At 63.6% G+C, this 21,968-nt stretch carries 24 protein-coding genes and 1 pseudogene; 12 read left to right on the top strand and 13 right to left on the bottom strand.

Annotated elements, in window-relative coordinates; genetic code table 11:
- Positions 1 to 60 precede the first annotated feature (60 nt).
- The 3 genes from VG99_RS01655 (at position 61) to VG99_RS01645 (ending at position 3,635) form a co-directional block, all read left to right on the top strand.
- A complete protein-coding gene (locus VG99_RS01655; protein WP_044497996.1) occupies positions 61 to 1,731 on the top strand; it encodes an AMP-binding protein in 1,671 nt (556 codons plus the stop codon).
- A 97-nt stretch (positions 1,732 to 1,828) separates the two neighbouring features.
- Complete coding sequence (locus VG99_RS01650) at positions 1,829 to 2,689, top strand: alpha/beta hydrolase (RefSeq protein ID WP_044497995.1); 861 nt, start codon at positions 1,829 to 1,831, stop codon at positions 2,687 to 2,689.
- A gap of 112 nt (positions 2,690 to 2,801) precedes the next feature.
- A complete protein-coding gene (locus tag VG99_RS01645) occupies positions 2,802 to 3,635 on the top strand; it encodes a DUF4892 domain-containing protein (protein ID WP_044497994.1) in 834 nt (277 codons plus the stop codon).
- A gap of 11 nt (positions 3,636 to 3,646) precedes the next feature.
- Here VG99_RS01645 and VG99_RS16000 read toward each other — a convergent pair whose 3' ends face one another.
- From VG99_RS16000 to tcdA, 4 genes and pseudogenes are all read right to left on the bottom strand, one after another.
- On the bottom strand, positions 3,647 to 4,114 hold the full coding sequence (locus tag VG99_RS16000) for a hypothetical protein (protein ID WP_158023867.1): 468 nt from the start codon (positions 4,112 to 4,114) through the stop codon (positions 3,647 to 3,649).
- Positions 4,115 to 4,130: 16 nt separating this feature from the next.
- Positions 4,131 to 4,478, bottom strand: a complete 348-nt coding sequence (locus tag VG99_RS15620) for a contractile injection system protein, VgrG/Pvc8 family (protein WP_082050065.1) — start codon at positions 4,476 to 4,478, stop codon at positions 4,131 to 4,133.
- Positions 4,415 to 4,957 (bottom strand): annotated as a pseudogene (gene tssI / locus VG99_RS01640) (type VI secretion system tip protein TssI/VgrG); the annotation flags it as partial. The gene VG99_RS15620 and the pseudogene tssI, both read right to left, overlap by 64 nt.
- A 222-nt stretch (positions 4,958 to 5,179) precedes the next feature.
- Positions 5,180 to 5,956, bottom strand: coding sequence for a tRNA cyclic N6-threonylcarbamoyladenosine(37) synthase TcdA (gene tcdA, locus VG99_RS01635; RefSeq protein ID WP_044497986.1), 777 nt, complete (start codon positions 5,954 to 5,956; stop codon positions 5,180 to 5,182).
- 186 nt (positions 5,957 to 6,142) lie between these two features.
- On the opposite strand from tcdA, the gene rlmF reads away from it, so the two are divergent.
- From rlmF to trxC, 8 genes are all read left to right on the top strand, one after another.
- Positions 6,143 to 7,162 (top strand): 23S rRNA (adenine(1618)-N(6))-methyltransferase RlmF, encoded by a 1,020-nt coding sequence (gene rlmF / locus VG99_RS01630; RefSeq protein ID WP_082049962.1) that lies wholly within the window; start codon positions 6,143 to 6,145, stop codon positions 7,160 to 7,162.
- A 206-nt stretch (positions 7,163 to 7,368) separates the two neighbouring features.
- The gene (locus VG99_RS01625; protein WP_044497982.1) at positions 7,369 to 7,758 is read left to right on the top strand and encodes a DUF4398 domain-containing protein; all 390 of its coding nucleotides are present in this window, start codon (positions 7,369 to 7,371) and stop codon (positions 7,756 to 7,758) included.
- 40 nt (positions 7,759 to 7,798) lie between these two features.
- Positions 7,799 to 8,572, top strand: a complete 774-nt coding sequence (locus VG99_RS01620; RefSeq protein ID WP_044497980.1) for an OmpA family protein — start codon at positions 7,799 to 7,801, stop codon at positions 8,570 to 8,572.
- A gap of 64 nt (positions 8,573 to 8,636) precedes the next feature.
- Complete coding sequence (locus VG99_RS01615; RefSeq protein ID WP_044497978.1) at positions 8,637 to 8,975, top strand: YgaP family membrane protein; 339 nt, start codon at positions 8,637 to 8,639, stop codon at positions 8,973 to 8,975.
- A gap of 78 nt (positions 8,976 to 9,053) precedes the next feature.
- The gene (gene dapE, locus VG99_RS01610) at positions 9,054 to 10,193 is read left to right on the top strand and encodes a succinyl-diaminopimelate desuccinylase (protein ID WP_044497974.1); all 1,140 of its coding nucleotides are present in this window, start codon (positions 9,054 to 9,056) and stop codon (positions 10,191 to 10,193) included.
- Positions 10,193 to 10,996 (top strand): putative RNA methyltransferase, encoded by an 804-nt coding sequence (locus VG99_RS01605; RefSeq protein ID WP_044497972.1) that lies wholly within the window; start codon positions 10,193 to 10,195, stop codon positions 10,994 to 10,996. The genes dapE and VG99_RS01605 overlap by 1 nt, the downstream gene beginning before the upstream one ends.
- 11 nt (positions 10,997 to 11,007) lie before the next feature.
- A complete protein-coding gene (locus VG99_RS01600) occupies positions 11,008 to 11,391 on the top strand; it encodes a hypothetical protein (protein WP_044497970.1) in 384 nt (127 codons plus the stop codon).
- Positions 11,392 to 11,427: 36 nt separating this feature from the next.
- Positions 11,428 to 11,868 (top strand): thioredoxin TrxC, encoded by a 441-nt coding sequence (trxC, locus tag VG99_RS01595; protein ID WP_204216676.1) that lies wholly within the window; start codon positions 11,428 to 11,430, stop codon positions 11,866 to 11,868.
- 2 nt (positions 11,869 to 11,870) lie between these two features.
- Here the strand turns inward: trxC and VG99_RS01590 are convergent, their stop codons facing one another.
- The 6 genes from VG99_RS01590 to VG99_RS01565 form a co-directional block, all read right to left on the bottom strand.
- Positions 11,871 to 12,167, bottom strand: a complete 297-nt coding sequence (locus VG99_RS01590) for a hypothetical protein (protein WP_052508652.1) — start codon at positions 12,165 to 12,167, stop codon at positions 11,871 to 11,873.
- Positions 12,164 to 12,373, bottom strand: a complete 210-nt coding sequence (locus tag VG99_RS01585; protein WP_044501356.1) for a cold-shock protein — start codon at positions 12,371 to 12,373, stop codon at positions 12,164 to 12,166. The genes VG99_RS01590 and VG99_RS01585 overlap by 4 nt, the downstream gene beginning before the upstream one ends.
- 234 nt (positions 12,374 to 12,607) lie before the next feature.
- A complete protein-coding gene (locus tag VG99_RS15425; protein ID WP_052508651.1) occupies positions 12,608 to 13,591 on the bottom strand; it encodes a DUF4340 domain-containing protein in 984 nt (327 codons plus the stop codon).
- 13 nt (positions 13,592 to 13,604) lie between these two features.
- Entirely contained in the window at positions 13,605 to 15,449 is a 1,845-nt protein-coding gene (locus VG99_RS01575) for a GldG family protein (protein WP_044497968.1), read from the bottom strand.
- A 17-nt stretch (positions 15,450 to 15,466) separates the two neighbouring features.
- Positions 15,467 to 16,201, bottom strand: coding sequence for an ABC transporter permease subunit (locus VG99_RS01570; protein ID WP_036990926.1), 735 nt, complete (start codon positions 16,199 to 16,201; stop codon positions 15,467 to 15,469).
- A complete protein-coding gene (locus tag VG99_RS01565; RefSeq protein WP_044497966.1) occupies positions 16,198 to 17,127 on the bottom strand; it encodes an ABC transporter ATP-binding protein in 930 nt (309 codons plus the stop codon). The genes VG99_RS01570 and VG99_RS01565 overlap by 4 nt, the downstream gene beginning before the upstream one ends.
- A gap of 300 nt (positions 17,128 to 17,427) precedes the next feature.
- Between VG99_RS01565 and plsB the strand changes: the two genes are divergently transcribed.
- Positions 17,428 to 19,896 (top strand): glycerol-3-phosphate 1-O-acyltransferase PlsB, encoded by a 2,469-nt coding sequence (gene plsB, locus VG99_RS01560; RefSeq protein WP_044497964.1) that lies wholly within the window; start codon positions 17,428 to 17,430, stop codon positions 19,894 to 19,896.
- 7 nt (positions 19,897 to 19,903) lie between these two features.
- On the opposite strand, the gene VG99_RS01555 is transcribed toward plsB, so the two are convergent.
- From VG99_RS01555 to VG99_RS01545, 3 genes are all read right to left on the bottom strand, one after another.
- Entirely contained in the window at positions 19,904 to 20,689 is a 786-nt protein-coding gene (locus tag VG99_RS01555; protein ID WP_044497958.1) for a class I SAM-dependent methyltransferase, read from the bottom strand.
- Positions 20,690 to 20,752: 63 nt separating this feature from the next.
- Positions 20,753 to 21,640 (bottom strand): DUF72 domain-containing protein, encoded by an 888-nt coding sequence (locus tag VG99_RS01550; protein WP_044497957.1) that lies wholly within the window; start codon positions 21,638 to 21,640, stop codon positions 20,753 to 20,755.
- 11 nt (positions 21,641 to 21,651) lie between these two features.
- Positions 21,652 to 21,945 carry a hypothetical protein gene (locus tag VG99_RS01545; protein WP_044497955.1) on the bottom strand — a complete coding sequence of 98 codons (294 nt, stop codon included), beginning with the start codon at positions 21,943 to 21,945 and terminating at the stop codon, positions 21,652 to 21,654.
- Between the last annotated feature and the right edge of the window lie 23 nt (positions 21,946 to 21,968).

Here is a 21,968-nt window from a genome sequence, read left to right as displayed (position 1 = left end):
CAAACGTTCGCTGGCAGGTCCATATAACAATCACAACATCATCGGTACAGCGGAGTAGGAATGACTAATCAGGCAGGGGCGGGCGACGTCTCGGTACTGGATGCGTTTTTTCGGCGGGAGCGGCAACATCCTGACAGGGTATGGCTGGTCCAGCCGGTGGCGGAAGGCCAGGTGCAGGAGGTGAGCTGGGGGCAGGCCGGAGAACAGGCCCGTCGCCTGGCTGGCTGGCTGCAGCAATTGGACCTGCCGGAACGCAGCCATATCGCCATTCTCTCGAAGAACTGCGCCCACTGGATCATTTCTGACCTGGCGATCTGGATGGCTGGCCACGTCTCGGTGCCGGTGCCACCCACACTGCCGGACGAGGCCATCCGCCACACGCTTGAACATGCCGAGGCCCGAGCGGTCATTGTCGGCAAGCTGGACGACTGGGCAAAGGTACGTCCCGGTTTGCCTACCGGTATTCCCTGGGTGGGCATGCCCCTGGCCCAACCCGATGAACGATTGCTGGACTGGGCCGGCCTGCAGCAATCGAACGAGCCGCTCTCCCAGGCGGTCGAGCGTGATCCCGCCGAGCTCGCCACCATCATATATACCGCCGGCACCACGGCACCGCCCAAGGGCTGCATGCTGAGCTTTGCCAATATGCAGTTTGCCGCCAGCAATTTCCTGCGGCTGTTCCTGACAGTGGAGCAGGATCGCGTGCTCTCATGGCTGCCCCTGGCCCATGTGGCAGAGCGTCATTTCATCGAGATGCAGTCGCTGCTGTCCGGCATGACTGTCTATTTCGCGCACAGTCGGGCGACCTTCATCGAGGATCTGCGGCGAGCCCGGCCGACCCTGTTCCTCGGAACCCCGTCAGCCTGGCACCAGATCCGCCAGGGCGCGATGCGCCGCTCGCAGCAGCGGGTGCTGGATGCGGCGCTGAAGATTCCCCTTATCGGCAAGCACCTGGCTGGTGGCCTGCTGGAGCAACTCGGATTGGACCAGCTCCGGTTCGGGCTGGCCGGTGGTGACGTGGCGCCGGTGGAGCTGCTGGAGTGGTATCACCGGCTCGGTGTGCGTCTGTTCCAGTTGTACGGGTTGACGGAAAACTGCAGCTATTCCCATGTTGGACGGCCCGAGCGGCTGCGTCCGGGCTGGTGCGGCCTGCCCAATCCCGGGGTGGAATGCCGCCTGGGTGATAATCAGGAGATTCTGGTGCGCAGCCGGGCCACCATGCTCGGATATTATCGGGACCCCGAGCGCACCGCGCGGGTGATTGATGAACACGGCTTCGTGCATACCGGTGACCGCGGCGAGATCGACACGGATGGTTTTCTGCGCCTGACCGGGCGCATCAGCGATCTTTTCCAGACTTCTGAAGGGCGCCAAGTCGTCCCGCAGCCAATCGAACAGCGATTATTGGCGCACGGCCTGGTGCAGCAAGCCTGCGTGGTCGGGGAAGGGTTGCCGCAGCCGCTGGCGTTGATAATCCTGACCCCGGAAGCGCATACCGCCGCCCGGCATGAAACCGAGCGGGAGCTGGAAATATTGCTGCGGGCCGTGAATGAAGGCCAGCCGCGGGCTGAACAGCTCGGCTGCCTGGTCATCATTGACGAGGAATGGAGCCCGGACAACGGCACGCTTACTGGTACCCAACAGCTGCGGCGCAACGTGATCTGTGCGCGCTATCATGACCGACTGGGAGACTGGTCGGTCCGGGGCATGACCGTCGTCTGGGCTGATTGAGCACCTTATACAGTTGCATTCATGGCCCGGCGTCTGCTTGCCTCGCGTGTTCCCCCTCCGTACATTCAGGCCTTTTCATTACCGTTCTAGGACATTCATGAGCGCGAGTCATGAGATACGTTTCAACCTGCCGTCGATAGGAGTCGCCGGCAAGGTGTGGGGGGAGCCGGGCGGGCTACCCGTCATTGGTTTGCACGGCTGGTTGGATAATGCCGCCACGTTCGACCTGATTGGACCAGCGTTGGACAGGGTGCATCTGATCGCCCTGGACCTGCCCGGGCACGGCCTGTCGGACCACCTGCCGGCGGGTGGTTACAGTCTTTGGCAGCAGGCAGCCACAGTGCTGCAGGTGGCCGATGACCTGGGCTGGGACCGGTTCGCCCTGCTGGGTCATTCCATGGGCGGCATTATCAGCTGCATCCTGTCCGGAACCGTGCCGGAGCGCTTGCTGGGAGCGGCAATGATTGACGGTATCCTGCCGGTCACCGGCGAAGCGGCTGACGCGCCGCAGCAGATGGCCCGGTTCTTCAAGGCTACCCGAGCCCTGACCACCAAGCGCAAACCTATCTACGATAATGCGACCAAGGCGGTTACCGCGCGGATAATGGGCGGCACCTTCAGCATTTCCCGCGATGCGGCCAGCAGGCTGGTGGAGCGGGGGCTGATGCCGGAGCAGGGTGGTTGGACCTGGCGGTCCGATCCGCAACTGATGCTACCTTCGCCGATGCGGTTGACCACCGAACATGCCGTGGCTTTTGCCGAGGCGATTTGCACGCCTACCTGTTTGATCCTCGCCAATCAAGGCGTGATGGCCAAACGTCCCGAATTGCTGGAGCGGATCGGGCGTTTCAAGCATATCCAGACCCACCGATTGGATGGCGGCCATCACCTGCATCTGGAAGCCCAGGCGCCCGCGGTTGCAACAATTATCAACAGCTTTTTCAAAACCCTTGCTTGACCCCAGCGGGTGGCTGGGCAAAGCTGCCCTGAAACCCGCACTGGAATTCCATTGCCGGCACCGGGTCGCTGCGGTCTCACGCGCAGCGACCCGTCTGTTCATAGGAGTATTGATGCATCTGCAATCGAAGGTTCGCCGGGACTGGCGACCGCTGCTGTTGACGCTGGCACTCTCCGGCATCGCGCCGCTCAGCGCTGCCGCCACCCCTGTCATAGAACCTCTTCCGCGGTCTGAAGTGGCGCGTGAAAGGGTGCTGGCCGACACGGAACATGCCGTGGTCATCGGCAATATTCGCCGCATCAACAACCAGGTGCGTGCCGAGCGTGAGGTCTTCGCTGAAGGTGAGCTGCTGCGTATCTCCTGGCTGATCCCCAGCGGCCATACCGCCAGGGAAGCCATGGCGCATGCCGTCAAGCAATTGCAGCAGCATCCCCATACCACCCTGTTTTTCTGCGAGGGGCGCGAATGTGGCAGCAGCAGTTTATGGGCCAACCAGGTGCTGGGTTATTCCCGGCTGTACGGCCCTGAGGAGAACCAGTCCTACCTCGCCCTGCGCCTCGACGACGAGCCACAACGGTTCATCAGCTTGTATGCCATCACCCGGGGCAACCGCCAGGTCTACCTGCACCTGGATCAACTGACCCCCGAGCCAGCTGTCACCGACATGCTTTACCCCACTCCAGCGACCTTGGGCAAGATCATCCACGCGGAAGGTGAATTGCTGATCTCGGCGGCCACGCCGGATGATAGCGACAGCGCAGTAACCGAGGCCTGGCTCGACCTGACCGCGCGCATGCTGCGCTCCGATAATCGCCTGCGGATCGAAGTCAACGGCGCCCAGGCTCCGGCTTTCGTCCAAAGCCTGTTGGACCGCGGTATCAACCAGCAGCGACTGGAGATTGGCGAGCCGCAGCCGGAGATGGGAATAAGGTTAGAGAAGCGCTGATTGGTTCGTCATCAGCGCGGGCTCACTGGCCATACTCGACATACTGCGCCATCAGGTTTGGTCGGTTGAAAGTGTCGATTCTGTCCACCCTGGCGCGCATATTTTTCCGTGCTGCCAGTAGCGCGGTTTACGTCCGGTACGGCGGTCATGCTCAGCGGTGAGAATTGTGATCGCTTGGCCCAGCGCGCATGACGGTAATGTTCATGGTCACAACGGTAATGAAAGTCGATATCCTCCATCGGCTTGGGCTTGTAGATACCTAGGGTTTCCTGTTCATCCCTGAGCCGACATTCCTCCTCGATCAAGCGCAAGCTATCCGGCTCGGGCCGCATAAAGATTTCTGGTACCAACTCCTGGGTGTTTCCCCATGGCAAGCGCTTGCCGGACAAGCGGCTCAAACCTGGGCGCGATATAGCTGCGGACATGCGCGAAAGTGAGGAGGATGAATAGGCGGTAGATAGATAGCTGGATGCATTCATCAAACCTCACCCCCTGTTACCCCATGGGTTTCTTGATCGGCCCAGTGCAGTAGACCCGTTCGGGGCCTTCGTCGCGCAGTCGGAAACGGAACGAATCAGTGAAAATACCGTGGCCCTTGAGCACCTCGGTGATGATCTGCGGCACGGTACGGTGCTGGAAGATGCGCTGGTTGGTGGCGTGCTGCAGGTAGGCCAGGCGCGGGACCAGGGTGATGCGGTAGCGGGTCAGGCGTTTGCCGGATTCGCCCTGGGCGACGCTGTGGATCAGGCCGTGTACGCCCTTGTCAGGCCCGGCATAGGAAAGACCAGCTGGTGACCCTCGGGGCTGTGCTGGAAGTGGTAGTGGATGCCTTCCTCTTCGCACAGGCGCTGGATGAAATGCAGGTCGGTCTCGTCGTACTGGGTGCAGTAGACCCGCTCCGGGCCTTCGTCACGCAGCTGGAAGCGGAAACTGTCGGTAAAGATGCCGTGGCCCTTGAGCACCTCGGTGATGATCTGCGGCACGGTGCGGTGCTGGAAGATGCGCTGGTTGGTGGCGTGCTGCAGGTAGGCCAGACGCGGGACCAGGGTGATCCGGTAGCGGGTCAGGCGTTTGCCGGATTCGCCCTGGGCGACGCTGTGGATCAGGCCGTGTACGCCCTTGTCGGGGCCGGCGTAGGAGAGAAACGCCGGCTGATGCAGCAGCCCTTCGATATCCAGGTCCGGCCGTTCGCTCACCAGGTCCAGTTCGAAGCAGTAGGGCTGGCTGATGGCTTCGGTACCCTGGAAGGCCAGCACCTTGAAGTCTTGGTCCAGGTGGGGCATGGCGAGGGTGAAATGGGCGGTATTGGCCGGGGCGAACATCCTGTTTCCCTTTGTCTGACGAAACAAAGTGGCCGTTATAGCAGAGCAGGGAAATGAAGGCCGCCACAAGGAGGCAGGGTTGTGAGTCAGTTGGCAAAACCCAGGACGAAAGCGTGCCGTTCCTCACATCCTGGCTGTTTCTCGTTTACTGCTAGCAGCAATGCGGCCGTGGGCTTGGCGGGATGGCCGAGTCCCGGCCGAGAAAGTCGCCGCAACCCGGCGCTAGCGCAGCAGCCGCTCCACCGTCTTCGAGGCCGCTACCATGCCGAAGGTGGCGGTGACCATGGTGACCGAGCCGAAGCCGCCGGAGCAGTCCAGCTTCACGCCCTCGCCGACAAAGGTTTTCTGCTGGCACACCGAGCCATCGGGCTTGGGGTAGCGCAGTTGCTCGGTGGAATACACGCAGGGCACGCCGAAACTACGTTTGCTGTCAGCGCGGGGAAAGTTGTGATCCCGGCGCAGCAGTGAGCGGGCCTTGGCAGCCAGCGGGTCGTTCACGGTTTTCGACAGGTCCGCGACCTTGATCATGGTCGGGTCGATCTGGCCGCCGGCCCCGCCGGTGGTCACGATGCCGATCTTGCGGCGACGGCACCAGGCGATCAGCGCGACCTTGGAGGCGACACTGTCGATGCAATCGACCACACAATCGATGTCATCGGTGATGTAGTCGGCCAGGGTGTCCGGCGTCACAAAGCCCATGATCGGCCGCACTTCGCAGGCGGGGTTGATGGCCTGCAACCGTTCCGCCATGACCTCGACCTTCAACCGACCGATATTGCCCTTCATGGCCGGCAACTGGCGGTTGGTGTTGGTGACGCAGATATCATCCATATCGATCAGGGTGATGCGTCCCAGCCCGGTACGCGCCAATGCTTCTGCCGCCCAGCTGCCCACCCCGCCGATACCGACGACCGCCACATGACTGGCCTGCAGCCGGCCGAGCGCCTCGGTACCGTAGAGCCGTGCTATACCACCGAAACGGGGATCATCAATGGCCATGCCCACCTCGCAGAAAAAAGACGGCGCAGTATACCGCATGGTGACGGGCCTGTTCTGCAGCTGGTCAATAAATCACCAGCACCCGCAACGCCACCGTGGACGTGGCCTTGCCCTTTCTATCACAGGGTTATCCACAGTTTCATCCACGTAATTTGTGCACAAGCCGGATGCTCCCCCAGCGCCACTATGGGACAATCGCCTGCCCAGCCGAGGAACACCAGCATGTCGTCCAAGCTCAAGCAGCCGCGCCCGAAGAAACCCGGGCTGCATCCACGCAATCGCCACCAGGGGCATTACGACCTGCGGGCGCTGGCGCGGGTCTGCCCGGCGCTCAAGCCCCATATCATCAGGGCTGCAGACGGCCAGGAGACACTGGACTTCGCCGATCCGCAGGCGGTAACGCTATTGAACCAGGCCCTGCTGCTGCAGCAGTACGGCATCAGGGATTGGGCCATCCCCACCGGCTATCTCTGCCCGCCGGTGCCCGGCCGCGCGGACTATATCCATGCGCTGGCTGACCTGCTGGGGGAAAGTCATGATGGCAACATACCCACAGGCGACCCGTTGGTGGGGCTGGATATCGGTACCGGGGCCAACCTCATCTATCCCCTGCTGGGGCGTGCGGAGTATCAGTGGCGGTTCGTCGGCGTGGATATCGACGCCACCGCCCTGGCCAATGCCAGCCGTATCCTTGGCGCCAACCCCGAGCTGGCCGCCGGCATCGAGCTGCGCCAGCAAACCACCCCGGCCCATATCTTTCACGGGCTGGTCGGGGCGCAGGAACAGTTCGACTTCACCCTGTGCAATCCGCCCTTCCATGCCAGCCAGACCGAGGCGATCTCGGGCGCCCAGCGCAAGTGGAACAACCTCGGCAAGACGCAGGCTGGTAATAGGCCGAAGCTGAACTTCGGCGGGCGGGCCAATGAACTCATGTGCGAGGGCGGCGAGGCCGGGTTCCTGGCCCGGATGATCGAGGAGAGCGCCGAGTTTGCCGGTCAGGTGTTCTGGTTCACCAGCCTGGTGTCCCGAGCGGCCAGCCTGCCGGCGTTGCAACAGCAGCTCAGGGCCCTGCCGATTACCGACTTGCGAATCATCCCCATGGCCCAGGGACACAAGCAGAGCCGGCTGCTGGCCTGGACCTTCCTCGACAAGAAACAGCGGCGCGCCTGGCGCAAGGCCCGCTGGAGCGCCAAGGTCCCCGCCTGACCTCCAGGTCAAGGTTTGTTGAACAGCCCCACTCCGAAGCGGTCAGAACCTTTGTCCATACTGTGACTGCAACAGTTCTTTCGACTGGTTGTTACAGCGCATCGGCAGCGCAATCTCCATGGCCCGGACGGTCCGCCAGCAAGGGAAGCACTGTTCGTTTTCCGTAACCATTGTTGACGCAATGCATTCAATCTGGAGTCGGAACCATGCCAAAACACGCCCTTTTGCACGTCCCTAAACACGTGATTGCCATTGCCACGCTGAGTGCCGCCGCCCTGGTGACGGGCTGCGCGAGCACCTCCCCGCCCACCAGTCAATTGGCCACCGCCCAGCAGGCACTCAACGCGGCCGATACTGCCGACAGCGCCCGTTACGCCCCGGTTGAGCTGCGCAAGGCGCGGGAAAAGATGCTGCAAGCGGAACAGGCCAACGTCGCAGAAGAGCATGAGCGTGCGCGTTACCTTGCCGAACAAGCCGAATGGGATGCCCGCGTTGCGGAGCGCAAGGCCCGAGCGGAGAAAGCGCGGCAGATGGTGGAACAAGCCGAACGAGGCACCCAGGAACTGCGCGAAGAAACCATGCGCGGCCTCCAGTGATCACCCAGGCCCACCTATCCAATTGTGAGGAGAAGATCCCATGCGTACTCAACTGATTATTCCTGCCTGCCTGGCCATGGGCCTGGTGCTGACGGGCTGTGCTTCCAAAGGCCCCAACCCGGCAATCGAACAGGCTCGCGCCAGCGTGACCGAATTGCAGAATCACCCCCAGGCACGGCAATTCGCCGCCGTCGAGACTGAAGATGCCCGCGAGGCATTTGGCCGCGCCGAGATGGCCGAACGGGCCGGTGCCGAACCGCCGGAAGTGGAGCACCTCGCCTATCTGGCCGAGCGCCGCGTTGAATTGGCCCGCGAGACTATCGCCTTGCGCGCCGCCGAACAGGAGCTTGAAGGCGTGTCGGAAAAGCGTGCCCGGACTCGCCTGGAAGCCCGCGATGCGCAGATCCGCAAGCTGCAGGAAGAACTGAACGCCAAGCAGACCGATCGCGGGTCAGTGGTGACCTTCGGCAACGTGCTGTTCGATCATGACAAGGCCGACCTGAAGCCCGCCGCCAATGCCAACGTCCGCAAGCTGGCAGATTTCCTCAAGGAGCATGATCAACGCAAGGTGCTGATTGAAGGCTTCACCGATAGCACCGGTGCCGATTCCTACAACCTCACCCTGTCCCAGGCCCGGGCAGACTCGGTACGGCGGGCGCTGATTCGCGAGGGTATCGATCCCGGTCGCATCGACGCAGTCGGTCTGGGTGAAGCTCATCCCGTCTCGGATAACAGTACGGCGGCCTCCCGGGCGATGAATCGCCGCGTTGAGGTCACCATTTCCCACGACGCGCAGGGTGTTCCCGCGCGCTGACCACCCGGCCCGCTGACGGCGACTGTCGCAGCGGGCAACCTGCTCTTCACCGGAGGATTTTCCCATGCTCAATCTCACTTCACCCAAGAACGTACAAGGCGCCGAGCGCGCTGCATCGATCATTGGTGGCCTGGCCCTGCTGGGCAACGGCATACGCACCGGCGGCTTGAGTGGCGTGCTGCAGATGGCGGTCGGCGGTATGGCCATCTTCCGCGGCGCTACCGGTCATTGCGAGCTCAAGCGCATTATCGAGGAGAAAAAGGAGCACTCCAACTCCAACGATATCCAGCGCTACAGCCATATGCCGCTGGATTCGGAAACCCACAGCCCCGACTTCCAGAGCCAGAAGGCGCTGCCGGACAGCACGCCCATGGGCCATGAAGCCCGCCCCAACACGCCGTAACCGCCCTGCGCTGCGGGGGAGCGTGGCAGCAGTTGATTCTGCTATCATGGCCGCCGATTTTCCATCCGGCCCGTGACCATGACCACCACGCTCTCCCCCACCCTTGCCCTGGCTTGCGAGCTGATCGCCCGGGACTCCACCACCCCCGATGATGCCGGTTGCCAACAGCTGATCGGCGCGCGCCTGGCGGCCTGCGGTTTCACCCTGGAAAGCATGCGCTTCGGTGATGTCGACAATCTTTGGGCACGCCGCGGCAGCGAGTCGCCGGTGCTGTGCTTCGCCGGTCACACCGATGTCGTTCCCTGCGGCCCGCTGGAGCAGTGGGACACCGCGCCTTTCGCGCCGGTAATTCGGGATGGCATGCTCCATGGGCGCGGTGCGGCGGACATGAAGGGCAGTCTCGCCGCCATGGTGGTAGCCGTGGAGGAATTTGTCACCGCCTGCCCCGATCATCGGGGCTCAATCGCCTTCCTGATCACCAGTGATGAAGAAGGCCCCGCCACCGAGGGGACGGTCAAGGTCGTGGAGACCCTGGTCGAACGCGGTGAACAGGTGGACTGGTGCATAGTGGGCGAGCCCTCCAGCACCGAACTGGTCGGCGACGTGGTCAAGAATGGCCGCCGCGGCTCGTTGAATGCCCGCCTGCTGGTACGCGGCAAGCAGGGCCATGTGGCCTACCCGCATCTGGCGCGTAACCCCATTCACCTGGCGGCGCCGGCGCTGGCGGAGCTGGCTGCGGAAACCTGGGATCAGGGCAATGCCTTCTTCCCGCCTACCAGCTTCCAGATTTCCAATATCCACGCTGGCACTGGCGCTACCAATGTGGTGCCCGGCCACCTCGAAGCGCTGATCAACTTCCGCTTCTCCACCGAATCCACCGTGGAAGGGCTGCAACAACGGGTGTGTGACATACTCGACCGCCACGGGCTGGATTACGAGTTGGAATGGACCCTGTCCGGTCTGCCCTTTCTCACCGAACCGGGTGAATTGCTGGACGGTGTCGCAGCCGCCATTCGCCAGGTGACCGGCCGTGACACCCAGCCTTCAACCTCGGGCGGCACCTCCGATGGCCGCTTTATCGCCACTATGGGTACCCAGGTGGTCGAGCTTGGCCCGGTGAATGCCACCATCCACCAGTTGAACGAACATATCAGCATTGCCGACCTGGAAACCCTCACGGCTATCTACCAGGCCACGCTGCAGAGATTGCTTACCTGATGCCACACCTGATCTGTCCACATTGCCAGGATGCCCTGGAAGCCGTTGGCCGTACCTGGTCCTGCAGCAATGGCCACAGCTATGACCAGGCCCGCCAGGGTTATCTGAACCTGCTGCTGGTGCAGCACAAGAACAGCCGCCAGCCCGGCGATACCCCGGCCATGCTTGCCTGCCGCCAGGCCTTCCTCGACGGCGGGCACTACCAGCCGGTCAGCGATGAAATCAACCGCCTGTTCACCGCACAGGCGCCCTCCGCGCTGCTCGACATGGGCTGCGGCGAGGGCTATTACACCGACCGGCTGGCCCGGGCGCTGGCCGGGGCCGATTGCGCTGGGCTGGATATCAGCAAGGACGCCGTGATCAAGGCCTGCCGGCGCAACCGCGACATCCAATGGCTGGTTGGCTCCAGCGCCCGTCTGCCCGTGGCCGACGCCAGCCTCGATGCCGCCCTGTGTGTCTTCAGCCCCTGGTCCTGGGATGAATGCCTGCGTACTCTGCGGCCGGGTGGCCACCTGTTGCTGGTGGGTCCCCATGCCGACCATCTGCTGGCCCTGCGGGAACAGTTGTACGACGCCATTCACCCTACCCCCGAACTGATCAGGGCCCTGCCCGAGGGCCTGGAGATCGTCAATGATCAGGTCCTGCGCTATGCTCTGGATCTGGAGCCAACGGCACTGGATAACCTGATCGGCATGACGCCCCACGGCTTCCGCAGTCGCCCCGAGCGCCAGCAGGCGCTGCGCGAAAGCGGTCTGAGCGGGTTGGAAGTCGCCATGCGCATGGTCATGTTGCAACGCCACTGAGAGGAATTTGCGTGCGCCAACCAGATATCGAGATCTACCTGAAGGAAGACTTCCTGGACGACCTGACTGCCTGGCTGGACCAGCAGGTGGGCCGGGTGGAGTTGGGCCCCTGGTCGGGCACCACCCGCCGCGGCACGCTGCACGGCGACAGCGCCATTCCGTTGATGATAGTGCGCAAGGCCGCCGGCAAGTGGGCAAGTGTCTGGTTTGAAAGTGACCGCACCCCCTGGGAAACCGACCTCGACTGCGCCCGCGCCGTGGCGAGCGGCATCGACCGTGAAGTGCGTTGCTCGATCGGCGGCTGGGAAGAGGAACAGGGTGAGGCGGATGCCGACCGCTGGCTCAAGGTGACCAGTGCCGGTGAGGAAGAATTCATCTGGGCGCAGAAGCCCTGAAACTGCCATTCGTTGATTGCTGAACAGGAGCCGACCATGAGCGAACCCATGACCCTGGCCTGCCCCCACTGCCATCGCCGCAACCGCTTACCGGGTGAACGGCTCGACCAGGCGCCCCGCTGCGGTGCTTGCAAGGAACCGCTGTTCTCCGGCGCGCCGGTGGACCTGGCGAGCGCCCAGTTCAACGCCCACGCCAATGCCGACCTGCCGCTGATTGTGGACTTCTGGGCGAGCTGGTGCGGGCCCTGCCGTCAATTTGCGCCGGTGTTCGCCCAGGCCGCGGCCACCGTCGAGCCCCGGGCGCGCCTGGCCAAGGTGGATACCGAAGCCGCCCAGGACCTGGCGGCACGCTTCGCCATCCGCAGTATTCCAACGTTGCTGATCATGCATCGGGGCAAGGAGGTCGCCCGGCTCAACGGCGCCCTGCCGCCGGCAGAATTCCAGCGCTGGGTCGATGGCAATCTGCCGAGGGTATAAGGTCAGCTATCCAGGGCCGCAGCCGAGCCTGCCAGCAATTGCAGCTCACCGGTTGCGGGTTTGTCGCAGGGGCGGGCATTGAACCGGCGCGCCAGATCAGCCAACGCGGGGGAAAAGTAGGCGGTCACCTGGCACTGCAAGCCATCGAGCCGGTGGCGGCTGAAGATAGCTGCATCCGGCGGGGGGCCCGCCGGATGCAATTGCCGGAAAGCCGCTTCGATATCATTCAGCGGGACGGTGGCCAGCAGACCATCGCCCAACGCCAGACAATACCAGCTTGCTTTCGCTTCGGCGGTCAAAGGGCGTTCACGTCCTCTGCCTGCAGGCCCTTCTGGCCCTGCGTCACAGTGAACTCCACCTTCTGGCCTTCAACCAGCGTGCGGTGCCCCTCGCCACGAATGGCGCGGAAGTGCACAAACACATCTGGACCCGATTCACGTTGAATGAAACCAAAACCCTTGGCGTCGTTGAACCACTTAACCGTACCGGTTTGCCGATCAGACATTCCCACAATCTCCACATCACCCATGATCCGCCACCCGGCAAGACCGGAGTGGCGACAGCGACACTCCGTCCAACCTTGATTCGGAATCTGGTGCGAACCTGACCGGCAGTCGTCAACGAGGACTCCACCGTACAACCGGACGCGCCCCAGCTTGGAATACTGTTATAGAGGCCGTGTCTGGATTCTAGGACCAGTTGTCACCTGACCGCAAGTAGCCGGCAGCCGGACAAAAGTCTAGGGTTCCCGAACGATATCGGCCTGCCGCTTGTTGAGTTCTTCCAACTGGGCAATCCCCAGCTGATAGGCCCAGCGCGGGTCGGCGTTGACCTGCAGTTGCTCTTGTTCCTCGCCCTCGGCGGCCTGGTAGCTGTCGATCAACAACCAGTAACGACCCTCAAGCTCATGCAGGGAAGCCGCCAGCTCGGCGCCGGACCAGGTGGTAACCTGCATCCGCAACATGGGCTCGGCCAGGGTCAGCTCATCGCGCTCAACCACATCCTGCGCGGTCAGGTTGATCAGCGCCAACACCATGCTGTTGATCCACCGCTCATTGCCGCCCTGCTGCTCGTCGGCCAGACCCACCAGGCGCAGGTTGTAATCACCCTCACTGCGCTTGTCCAGCTCCAGGGTTTCGCCGTCGGCGTGGGTCCATCGGGCCGATGCCACCTGCGTCATGGGGATATCCACGACATTGAGCGCCAGCCAGTCCTTGGGGTTGACCGACATGCTGAGAGGCCGGTTGAGCAGCAATACCTGGTCGCTGTCGCTGAAGCGCGCCAACTGACCGTTGCCCACCCGGTTACCGTAGACCAGGCCGAAGTCCAGCTCGGGGCTATGCAGGCTGACCTGCAGCGCTTCGCTGTCTGTCGCGTGCGGATCCAGGCCCAGGCGAGCATGGTGTTCCGGGTTATCGGTCTTCTCCTCGACTACCCGAGCACCGCGCAATGCGTGCAGCAGCGCGGCCAGCCGCTCGCGCTGCGCCGGGAAGCCGGCGTGGCTGGCCACGCCCCATTCTTCCCCTTCGCGAGCCAGTTCCACCTGCCCCTCACCGCGCGCCAGGGTGATGCGATCTACCTGGGCCAACTGCTTGGTCTGCATCGGCGACAGCAGGTTGCGGGTGGCCAGATCCGCCACCCGGCCCTGGTCACGCAGGTTCAGCGCCAGGGCGACCAGTACCGCTGTCAGCACCAGGGTAAAAATCAGTGGTTTGTTACGCATGTCCTTCTCCTTCTCACACCGCGCGCCGGCGTGCCCGGCCGATCAGCCACCACAGCAGCACGCCCAGGGTCAGCAGGGCCGGTACCAGGGCAATGTTGATCACCTTGAGCAGGTTACCCAGGCGCTCGATATCGGCGTTCAGCTCATAGCGCACATCCCGCAGCTGCTTGCGGATCGCCAGCTTTTCATCCAGAAAGCGCTGGATCGCCTGCTCCTGCTCGGCATTCAGCTCGGTCAGCTGGGTCGGATCCTGGCCCTGCTGCAGTTCGCGCAGACGCTGCTCGGTTTGCTCCAGCTGCTGCTGCAGCCGCTGCTCACTGGCGCGATAACGGCGCTCAGCCTTGCGTTGCAGATCCTCGACGACGGTGAACGGGCGGCTGAAATCGCCCCGCGAACGCACGCTGATCAGCGCTTCGGAACCGGAGAGGTTATCCAGGGCATTGATCAACAGACCACCATTGTCCGCCCAGGGCTGGGGAACGCGCTGGCCGAAGAAATCCTGTACCTGCACCCACATGCGGTCGGTGAGCAGATCGGTATCGGCCACCAGCAGCACGTTGATGTTGTCGGTCTCGCTCAGTTCAAGTTCACGCCCTTCCAGGCCATCCGGATAGGCAGTACGCGCCGGGCCCTGCAGACGGGCGGCGAAGTGGTAGATCTGGTCGTCAGCCTTGAATCCGGTAAGCAGGATTTCCGGATCCTGCATGCGGCTGAAACGGCTGCTGGGCGCCAGCGCACTGTGGGGGCTGCTCGACAGCAACGGCAGGAACTGGGTGCTGGCACCCTCCTGCGGCTGCAGGGCACCCGCGGTGGCTACGGTCAGCAGTTGCAGCGGTGCGGTGACGATATCCTCGCGGCTCATGAACGCCGGCTCGACTTCCAGCCAGCCGATATGCCGCGCCGGCAATTGGCCCTGGCCACGACTGACCGACATGCCCAGGCGGCTGTCCAGCACCACCTGCTCGGGATTGTAGTTAACCCCCCAGGCGGCCAGCAGCGGACCCAGATCCGACGCCTTGCCGTCGGCCATGCCTTCCATCATCGCCTCCATGCTCTGGTCCGATTCGGCCAGCGGATCAATGAAGGCCAGCAGCTTGCCGCCGCCCAGCACGAACTGGTCAATGGCGAACAGGGCCGCCTCGCTCAGAGCCTTGGGATGGACCAGCAGCAGGACGTCGATGTCCTCTGGAATGGTATCGATATCGGCTTCCAGCTGCTGTACTTCGAACATCTGCTGCATCTGCTCGAACGCCACCCAGGGCGCAGCCGGCTGACCGGTCATGGGGTTCATGCCGCCGCCCATGGGCAACCCGGAGATCAGCCCGATCTGGGGCTTCTCGGGGTTCGCCAGGCTGTTGATCAGGCGGCTCAACTCGTATTCCAGCAGGCCTTCCTGCTCCAGGGCGAAGAATGGGATGATCTCCTGCTGCGCCAGCTCATTGGTGCCGGCCAGGCCAAAATACAGCTGTTCGCCCGTCTGGGTCAGCGGCACGGCCTGCAGCCCGAACTCGGCAGCCCGGTCCTCCGCCTCGGAGAAGGGTTGCGGGTCGATGATCTGCAGCTTCAGCTTGCCGTCGGCGACGCGCTCGTACTCACGCAGCATCTCCTCCACCCGGCGGGCGTAGTTGCGCAGCACGACCATGTCCTTGCTCGCCCGGTCGGAGAAGAAGAAGTACAGGGTGATGGGCTCGTCCAACTCTTCGAGGATGTCGCGGGTACCGTCGGAGATGGTGAACAGCTTCTGTTCGGTCAGGTCGAGCCGGGCCCCAGGCAGCAGCACGCCAGAGGCCATATTGAAGGCGATGAACGCCAGCAGCAGTACCAGCAGACCGGTACCTGAATACATGAGTCGTTTCATTGTTGTTCTCCCTTGCCTCAATCGGCCTTTTTCAGGTCGATGACGATCGCGGTGGCCAGCAGCCAGGCGGCCATCAGCGATATGAAATACAGCAGGTCACGCAGATCCAGTACGCCCTTGCTGATGGCGTCGAAGCGAATCAGGAAACTGAGTGAGGCAATGGCGTCCAGCAGCCACTGGGGAGCCCAGCCGCTGAACAGGTCCAGCACCAGCGGGAACCCGCTGACGATGAAGACGAAACAGGCCACCACGCTGAGGATGAAGGCGATGACCTGGTTCTTGGTCAGCGCCGACATGCACGAACCGATAGCCAGGTAGCCACCGGCCAGCAACCAGCTGCCCAGGTAACCGGTGAAGATCGCACCGTTGTCCGGCGAGCCCAGGTAGTTGACCGTGATGATGATCGGGAAGGTCAGCACCAGCGCAATACCGACGAAGACCCAGGCGGCGAGGAACTTGCCCAGTACCATGTCGGTGCGTGACACCGGCAGCGTCATCAGCAGCTCGATGGTGCCGGACTTGCGCTCCTCGGCCCACAGGCGCATGGCCACCGCCGGTACCAGGAACAGGTACAGCCAGGGGTGGAAGTTGAAGAAGGGAATCAGGTCAGCCTGGCCGCCCTCGTAGAAGCCACCCAGGTAGAAGGTGAAGACCGCCGACAGCACCAGGAAGATAACGATGAAGATATAGGCCAGCGGGGTGGCGAAATAGCTGCCCAGCTCGCGTTTGAAAATCACACCAAGACTGCTCATGCGGCCTCCTCCGCAGTCAGGCGGCGGAAGACTTCATCAAGACGCCCCCGCTCGACCGACAGTTCCTTGACTTGCCACTGCTGCTGACGGGCATATTCGCCCACCGACGGGAAGATGATCGCGCCCGGTTCGGCGATCACTGTCAATTGATGACCGTCGCGCAGCACCTCGACTTCCTTGACCCCGGGCAGGCCGAGCAGCGGCTGGCTGTCGACCGGCTGCTGCAGCAATACGGTGACCGCCTGGTGATATTTCGAGCGGGCCTCCAGCTCGTCCGGCGGACCATCGGCCAGCAGGCGCCCCCGGGCAATGACCACGGCGCGGGTGCACACGGCGCTGACTTCTTCGAGGATGTGGGTCGAGATCACCACTATCTTGTTGCTGTCGCTGGCCAGCTGCTGGATCAACTGCCGGACCTGGTGTTTCTGGTTGGGGTCGAGGCCATCGGTGGGCTCGTCCAGGATCAGCACCTTGGGATCATGCAGGATGGCCTGGGCCAGGCCGACCCGGCGCTTGAAGCCCTTGGACAGCGTATCGATGCTCTGGCCGAGCACGCCCTGCAGCTCCACCTGCTCGACCGCCCGCTCCACCTGGCGCTGCTTGTCGGCGCCGCGCAGCCCCCGCACCTCGGCAATGAACTCGAGGAACCGCTGCACGCGCATATCGCCATAGCAGGGCGCGCCCTCGGGCAGGTAGCCCATCTGCCGCTGGGCCTGGAGAATCTGGGTACTGATGTCGAAACCGCAGATGGAGGCGCTGCCGCCGTCCGGCGTCAGAAAGCCGGTGAGCATCTTCATGGTGGTGGACTTGCCGGCACCGTTGGGGCCAAGAAAGCCCAGAACTTCCCCCGGTTGTACCTCAAAGGACAGATTGTCCACGGCGACATGGTCGCCAAAGCGTTTGGTCAGGCTGTTTATCTTTATCATGGCCTCTTCCACTTCCTCTGGAATACCGGCACGTCGCAATCAGGCGCGCGCCGTAAAAGCGCAAGGATACATTGATTATCAGCGCACGGGGAAAGGACATTTCGGGCTGGCAGTCGTTCCAGGACACCGGCCCCTCGGCAATCCCGAGAGGCCCCTCCCCGCGCCCGGCAAATTGATTGCCGCCAGTTGATATGGGCACGCTCCGTTGGCCTTTCAAGAGCCTGGAGGGCATGGCTGAATGTAACAAGGTGTTGAAAAGCGGTAGAATCGCACGGTCGTTGCCGCCACCAGAGATCACCCATGCCCGCAGTCCAGCCCTCCCTGTTCCGACGCCTGCGTCTCGGCCTGATGCGTAACCTGCTGTACCTGTGGGCTCGCTCCGACAGCATCGGCAATCCGCTGGCGAAGATCACCCCGGCGCCCGATGCCCCCATCCTCTATGTACTGCCGGGACGTTCTTTTTCCGACCTGCTGGTGCTGGATCATGAGTGCCGCCGCCTGGGCCTGCCGCGACCCCACCTGCCTCCCGGCGGCGGCCTGGAGGAGCCCGAAGCCCACTTTCATCTCACCAGCGACCTGGCCTGGAGCGGACGTCCCGATCCGCGCACGCGCTCACCACGCTTGCTGCGCGCGCTGACGGCGGTGGAGCTGCGGGTGATCCCGGAGGTGAAGATCGTGCCGGTGAGCGTGTTCTGGGGCCAGTCGCCGGACGCCGAATCCTCGCCGCTGAAGCTGCTGTTCGCCCATAACTGGGGCATGGGCGGCAAACTGCGCAAGCTGTTCGCGATCCTGGTGCACGGCCGCAAGATCCGGGTGAGCTTCGGCGAGCCCCTGTCACTGCGCGACCTGGCTGACGAAAACCTCGGACACAACCGTAACCTGCGCAAGATCAGCCGGCAGCTGCGGGTGCACTTCAAGCAGCAGCGCGGCGCCGTGGTCGGTCCCGACCTGTCCCACCGCCGTACCCTGCTCAAGGGCCTGATGCACGGTCCGCTGGTACGGGCCGCCATCGCCCGCGAAGCCGCCGAGCAGAATTTCAGCGAGGAGCGCGCCCGCCAGCGGGCGGCCCGCTATGCCGACGAGATCGCCTCGGACTTCACCTATACCATCATCCGCTTTCTGGAAATTGTCCTGTCCTGGTTCTGGAACAAGCTGTATGACGGGGTGAAGGTCAATAACCTGGAGAACGTGCAGGACATCGCCCGGGGCAACGAAATCATCTACGTGCCGTGCCACCGCAGCCATATCGACTATCTGCTGCTGTCCTATCTGCTGTTTCGCAGCAGCCTGACGCCGCCGCACATTGCCGCCGGGATCAACCTGAACATGCCGGTCATCGGCAGCATCCTGCGCCGCGGCGGCGCCTTCTTCATGCGCCGCAGCTTCCGCGGCAACCAGCTGTACACCGCGGTGTTCAACGAATACCTGCATACCCTGTTCAGTCGCGGGTTCCCGGTCGAGTATTTCATCGAGGGCGGCCGCTCGCGCACCGGCCGGCTGCTCGATCCGAAGACCGGCATGCTGGCGATCACCCTGCGCAGCTACCTGCGCTCCTCGCGCCGGCCGATCGTGTTCATGCCGGTGTACATCGGCTATGAGCGGGTGCTTGAAGGGCGCACCTACCTGGGTGAGCTGCGCGGCAAGGAAAAGAAGAAGGAATCCTTCTTCGACCTGTTCCGTGTGCTGTCGGCGCTCAAGCTGCGATTCGGCGAAGTAGCCCTCAATTTCGGCAGCCCGGTGGCGCTGAATGACTTTCTCGACCAGCAGCACCCCGGCTGGCGCGACCAGCGGGGCGGGCCGGAATACCGCCCCGACTGGTTGCCCGAGGCCACCCACCAACTGGCCCGCACCCTCGGGGGCGCGATCAATGCCGCGGCGGACGCCAACCCGGTCAACCTGGTAGCGCTGGTCATGCTCTCGACCCGGCGCCTGGCCCTGGACGAAGCCACCCTGGCGCGCACTCTTGATTGCTTTACCGGGCTGCTGCGCGATGTCCCCTACAGCGCCAACGTGACCCTCTCCGCCCTCGGCGGCATGGACCAGATCCGCCATGTGGAAGCCATGGGCATGATCGGCCGGCAGTCCGATGCCCTCGGCGAAATCCTGTTTCTCGATGAGCCCCAGGCGGTGCTGATGACCTGGTACCGCAACAACATCCTGCACCTGGTGGCCCTACCGGCGTTGATTGCCAGCCTGTTTCTGAACAATGCCCGGATGAACCGTGAGCAGATCACCCGGCTGGTGACGGCGCTCTACCCTTACCTCCAGGGTGAACTCTTTCTGCATTGGCCGGAGGATGAGCTGGCTGGCATGGTCGACCGCTACGTCGACGGCCTGATCGGCCGCGGCCTGCTGCGCGAGGACAATGGCCAGATCCATCGCCCCGATACCGCCTCCGCCGAGTTCGTCCTGTTGACCCTGCTGGCGCGCAGCATTATCCAGATGCTGGAGCGTTTCTACATGGCGGCGGCCTTGCTGCTGAACAACCCCAACGGCAGCCTCACCGCCGATCAATTGGAAGCGCTCTGCACCATCATGGCCCAGCGCCTGTCGATCCTGCATGGCCTCAATGCCCCGGAGTTCTTCGATAAAACGCTGTTCCGCCAGTTCATCCAGCGGCTACAGACCTTTGAAGTCCTAACGGCCGACAGCGAGGGGCGGCTGCACTATCTACCGGAGCTGGAAGACATCGCGGAAAACACCGCCAAGCGCGTGCTCAGCGCCGAAATCCGCCTGTCCATCCGCCAGGTGGCGCGCAGCGCGGGATAGGACGCGCTTACCCGAGCTTTTTCTTGCCGTAGATATCATAGCGGCTGGATTGGCCGCTCAGTTGTGCGCTCGGCGGTGGGCCATCGATGGACGGTGCCTTGCGCGGGCGCTTGACGGCCACGCGGTGGCTGGCCAGCGCCCACGCCGCAGCGAGCAAGGCTGGTGCGTCGAGGTCGTCGCCGGCCAGCGGGCGGAACAGCCGCATCTCCTTCTTCACCAGGGCGGATTTTTCCCGGTGCGGGAACATCGGGTCCAGGTGGATGACCTGCGGCGCGGCCGCTGCCCACTGCGCCATGAAAGTAATGGCATCGCCTTGGATCAGCGTCATGCGCTCGGCAATCTCGGCAACTTCGCCGCCAGCCTCGCGGGCCCGCTGCAGGCCGTCTTCCAGCAGCGCAGCGATGATCGGCTGGCGTTCGATCAGGGTGACCTCACAGCCCAGGGATGCCAGTACAAAGGCATCGCGGCCCAGCCCGGCGGTGGCGTCCAATACCGTCGGCCGCACTGCACCGCGCAGGCCCACTGCCTTGGCGACCATCTGCCCGGCCCCGCCGCCGAATTGACGCCGGTGGGCCAGGGCCCCCTCGACAAAATCCACCCGCACCGCGCCCGGCGCGTCGGCCCCGGTGGCCTGCAGGCTCAGGCCATCGCCACCGAGCCGCAGCAGCAGCTCCGCCTCGATGCTGTCTGCCGTAGCCACGGGCAGCTGCAGGCGCGCGGCCAGGTCCCGGGCCGGCTGCTCCAGTTCGGGCAACAGCCAGCAGACGGCCACGCGGCAAGGTGTATCACTCATGGCAGGCAGAACCCCCGAATAACAGCGGAAAGCGGGTAGTTTACCGCAACCCGGGGAGCCTGATCAGAACAGCCCACCCTGCTGCGGCTTCTCCAATTCCTGCAACTCACCCGGCCAGGCCGGCATGGGCGGCAAAGCGGGCAACTGCTGCTGCAAGCGGGCATGGAACAGCCGGGCCAGCTCTGGGGCCAGACGGTTATCCGGAGTGTGCATGAAGAGAATGGGGCGGCGCCCCTCGCTCAGCCACTGGGCACACTTGCCCAGCCAGGGCTCGAGCCACTGCAGGCTCGCGGCGTTATCCATGCCGCCGGTAAAGCGCACCGTGGGACGGTCGGTCAGGGCAACGGCATGTACCGGCAGGCGCGGCTTGCGACTCTGGGCGTCCAGGGTTGCCGCATCGGTGGCACTGCTGGCGAACAGGCCGCGGCTGTCGAACATGATGCGCTCGATACCACGCTCGTGCAGGATCCGGTTGAGTTGCTGTTCATTGTCATCCTTGCGGAAAAAGTCCAGATGCCGGACTTCCACGGCGTAGGGGTAATCAGCGGGCAAGGCGTCAAGAAACCAGACCAGTTGGTCCAGTTGCTGCGGCCCGACCCGCGCCGGCAGCTGCAACCACACCGGCCCCAGGCGCTGCTCCAGCGGAGCCATACGCTGGAAAAACTGCAGCAGCTCGGGGCGACGTGCATCCAGGCGATCGGCATGGCTGACCTCCCGGGGCAGCTTGGCGCAGAAATGGAACTGCGCCGGCAGCAGTTCGGCCCAGCGAGCCACCACCTCGGGCCCCGGCAGCGCATAGAAGGTGGTGTTGCCCTCCACGGCGGCGAAGACCCGGGAATATTCATACAGGCGCTGATCGGCATCGGCGCCGCTGGAATACAGCGCGCCTCGCCAGGCCGGTTCAGCCCATAGCGGACAACCGAGGATCAGCTGGGGAGTGGAATCAGACACGGAAAGCGAAATCAGACAAACAGATCGATACCAAAGAAGCCGTCCGCATCGGCGTCCGGGAGGCTGGCCATGGATTGATAACTGGCCAGCGCCTGGTTGACATGGCCATGCACCGGTTGTGTCGCACCCTGGCGCGCCGGAATATATTCACCCGCGGCGGCGGGCTGCTGCGCTGCGGCGGCACTGGTGCGGACCGGGACCGGCGTTGGCTGGGCGGCAGGCGGCACGCGATCGGCCACCGGCGCGGCAGGACGCGTGGGGCGAGGCGGCAGCGCAGAGGCTGGATTGTAGCCGTCCAGACGCATGATAAGGGGGTCAACTCCGCAGA

The sequence above is a fragment of the Pseudomonas saudimassiliensis genome, from assembly GCF_000939975.1.
In the GTDB taxonomy this organism is placed as follows: Bacteria; Pseudomonadota; Gammaproteobacteria; order Pseudomonadales; family Pseudomonadaceae; genus Halopseudomonas; species Halopseudomonas saudimassiliensis.
Note: the sequence above shows the minus strand (reverse complement) of the source record. Positions and strands in the feature narration are given on the sequence as shown.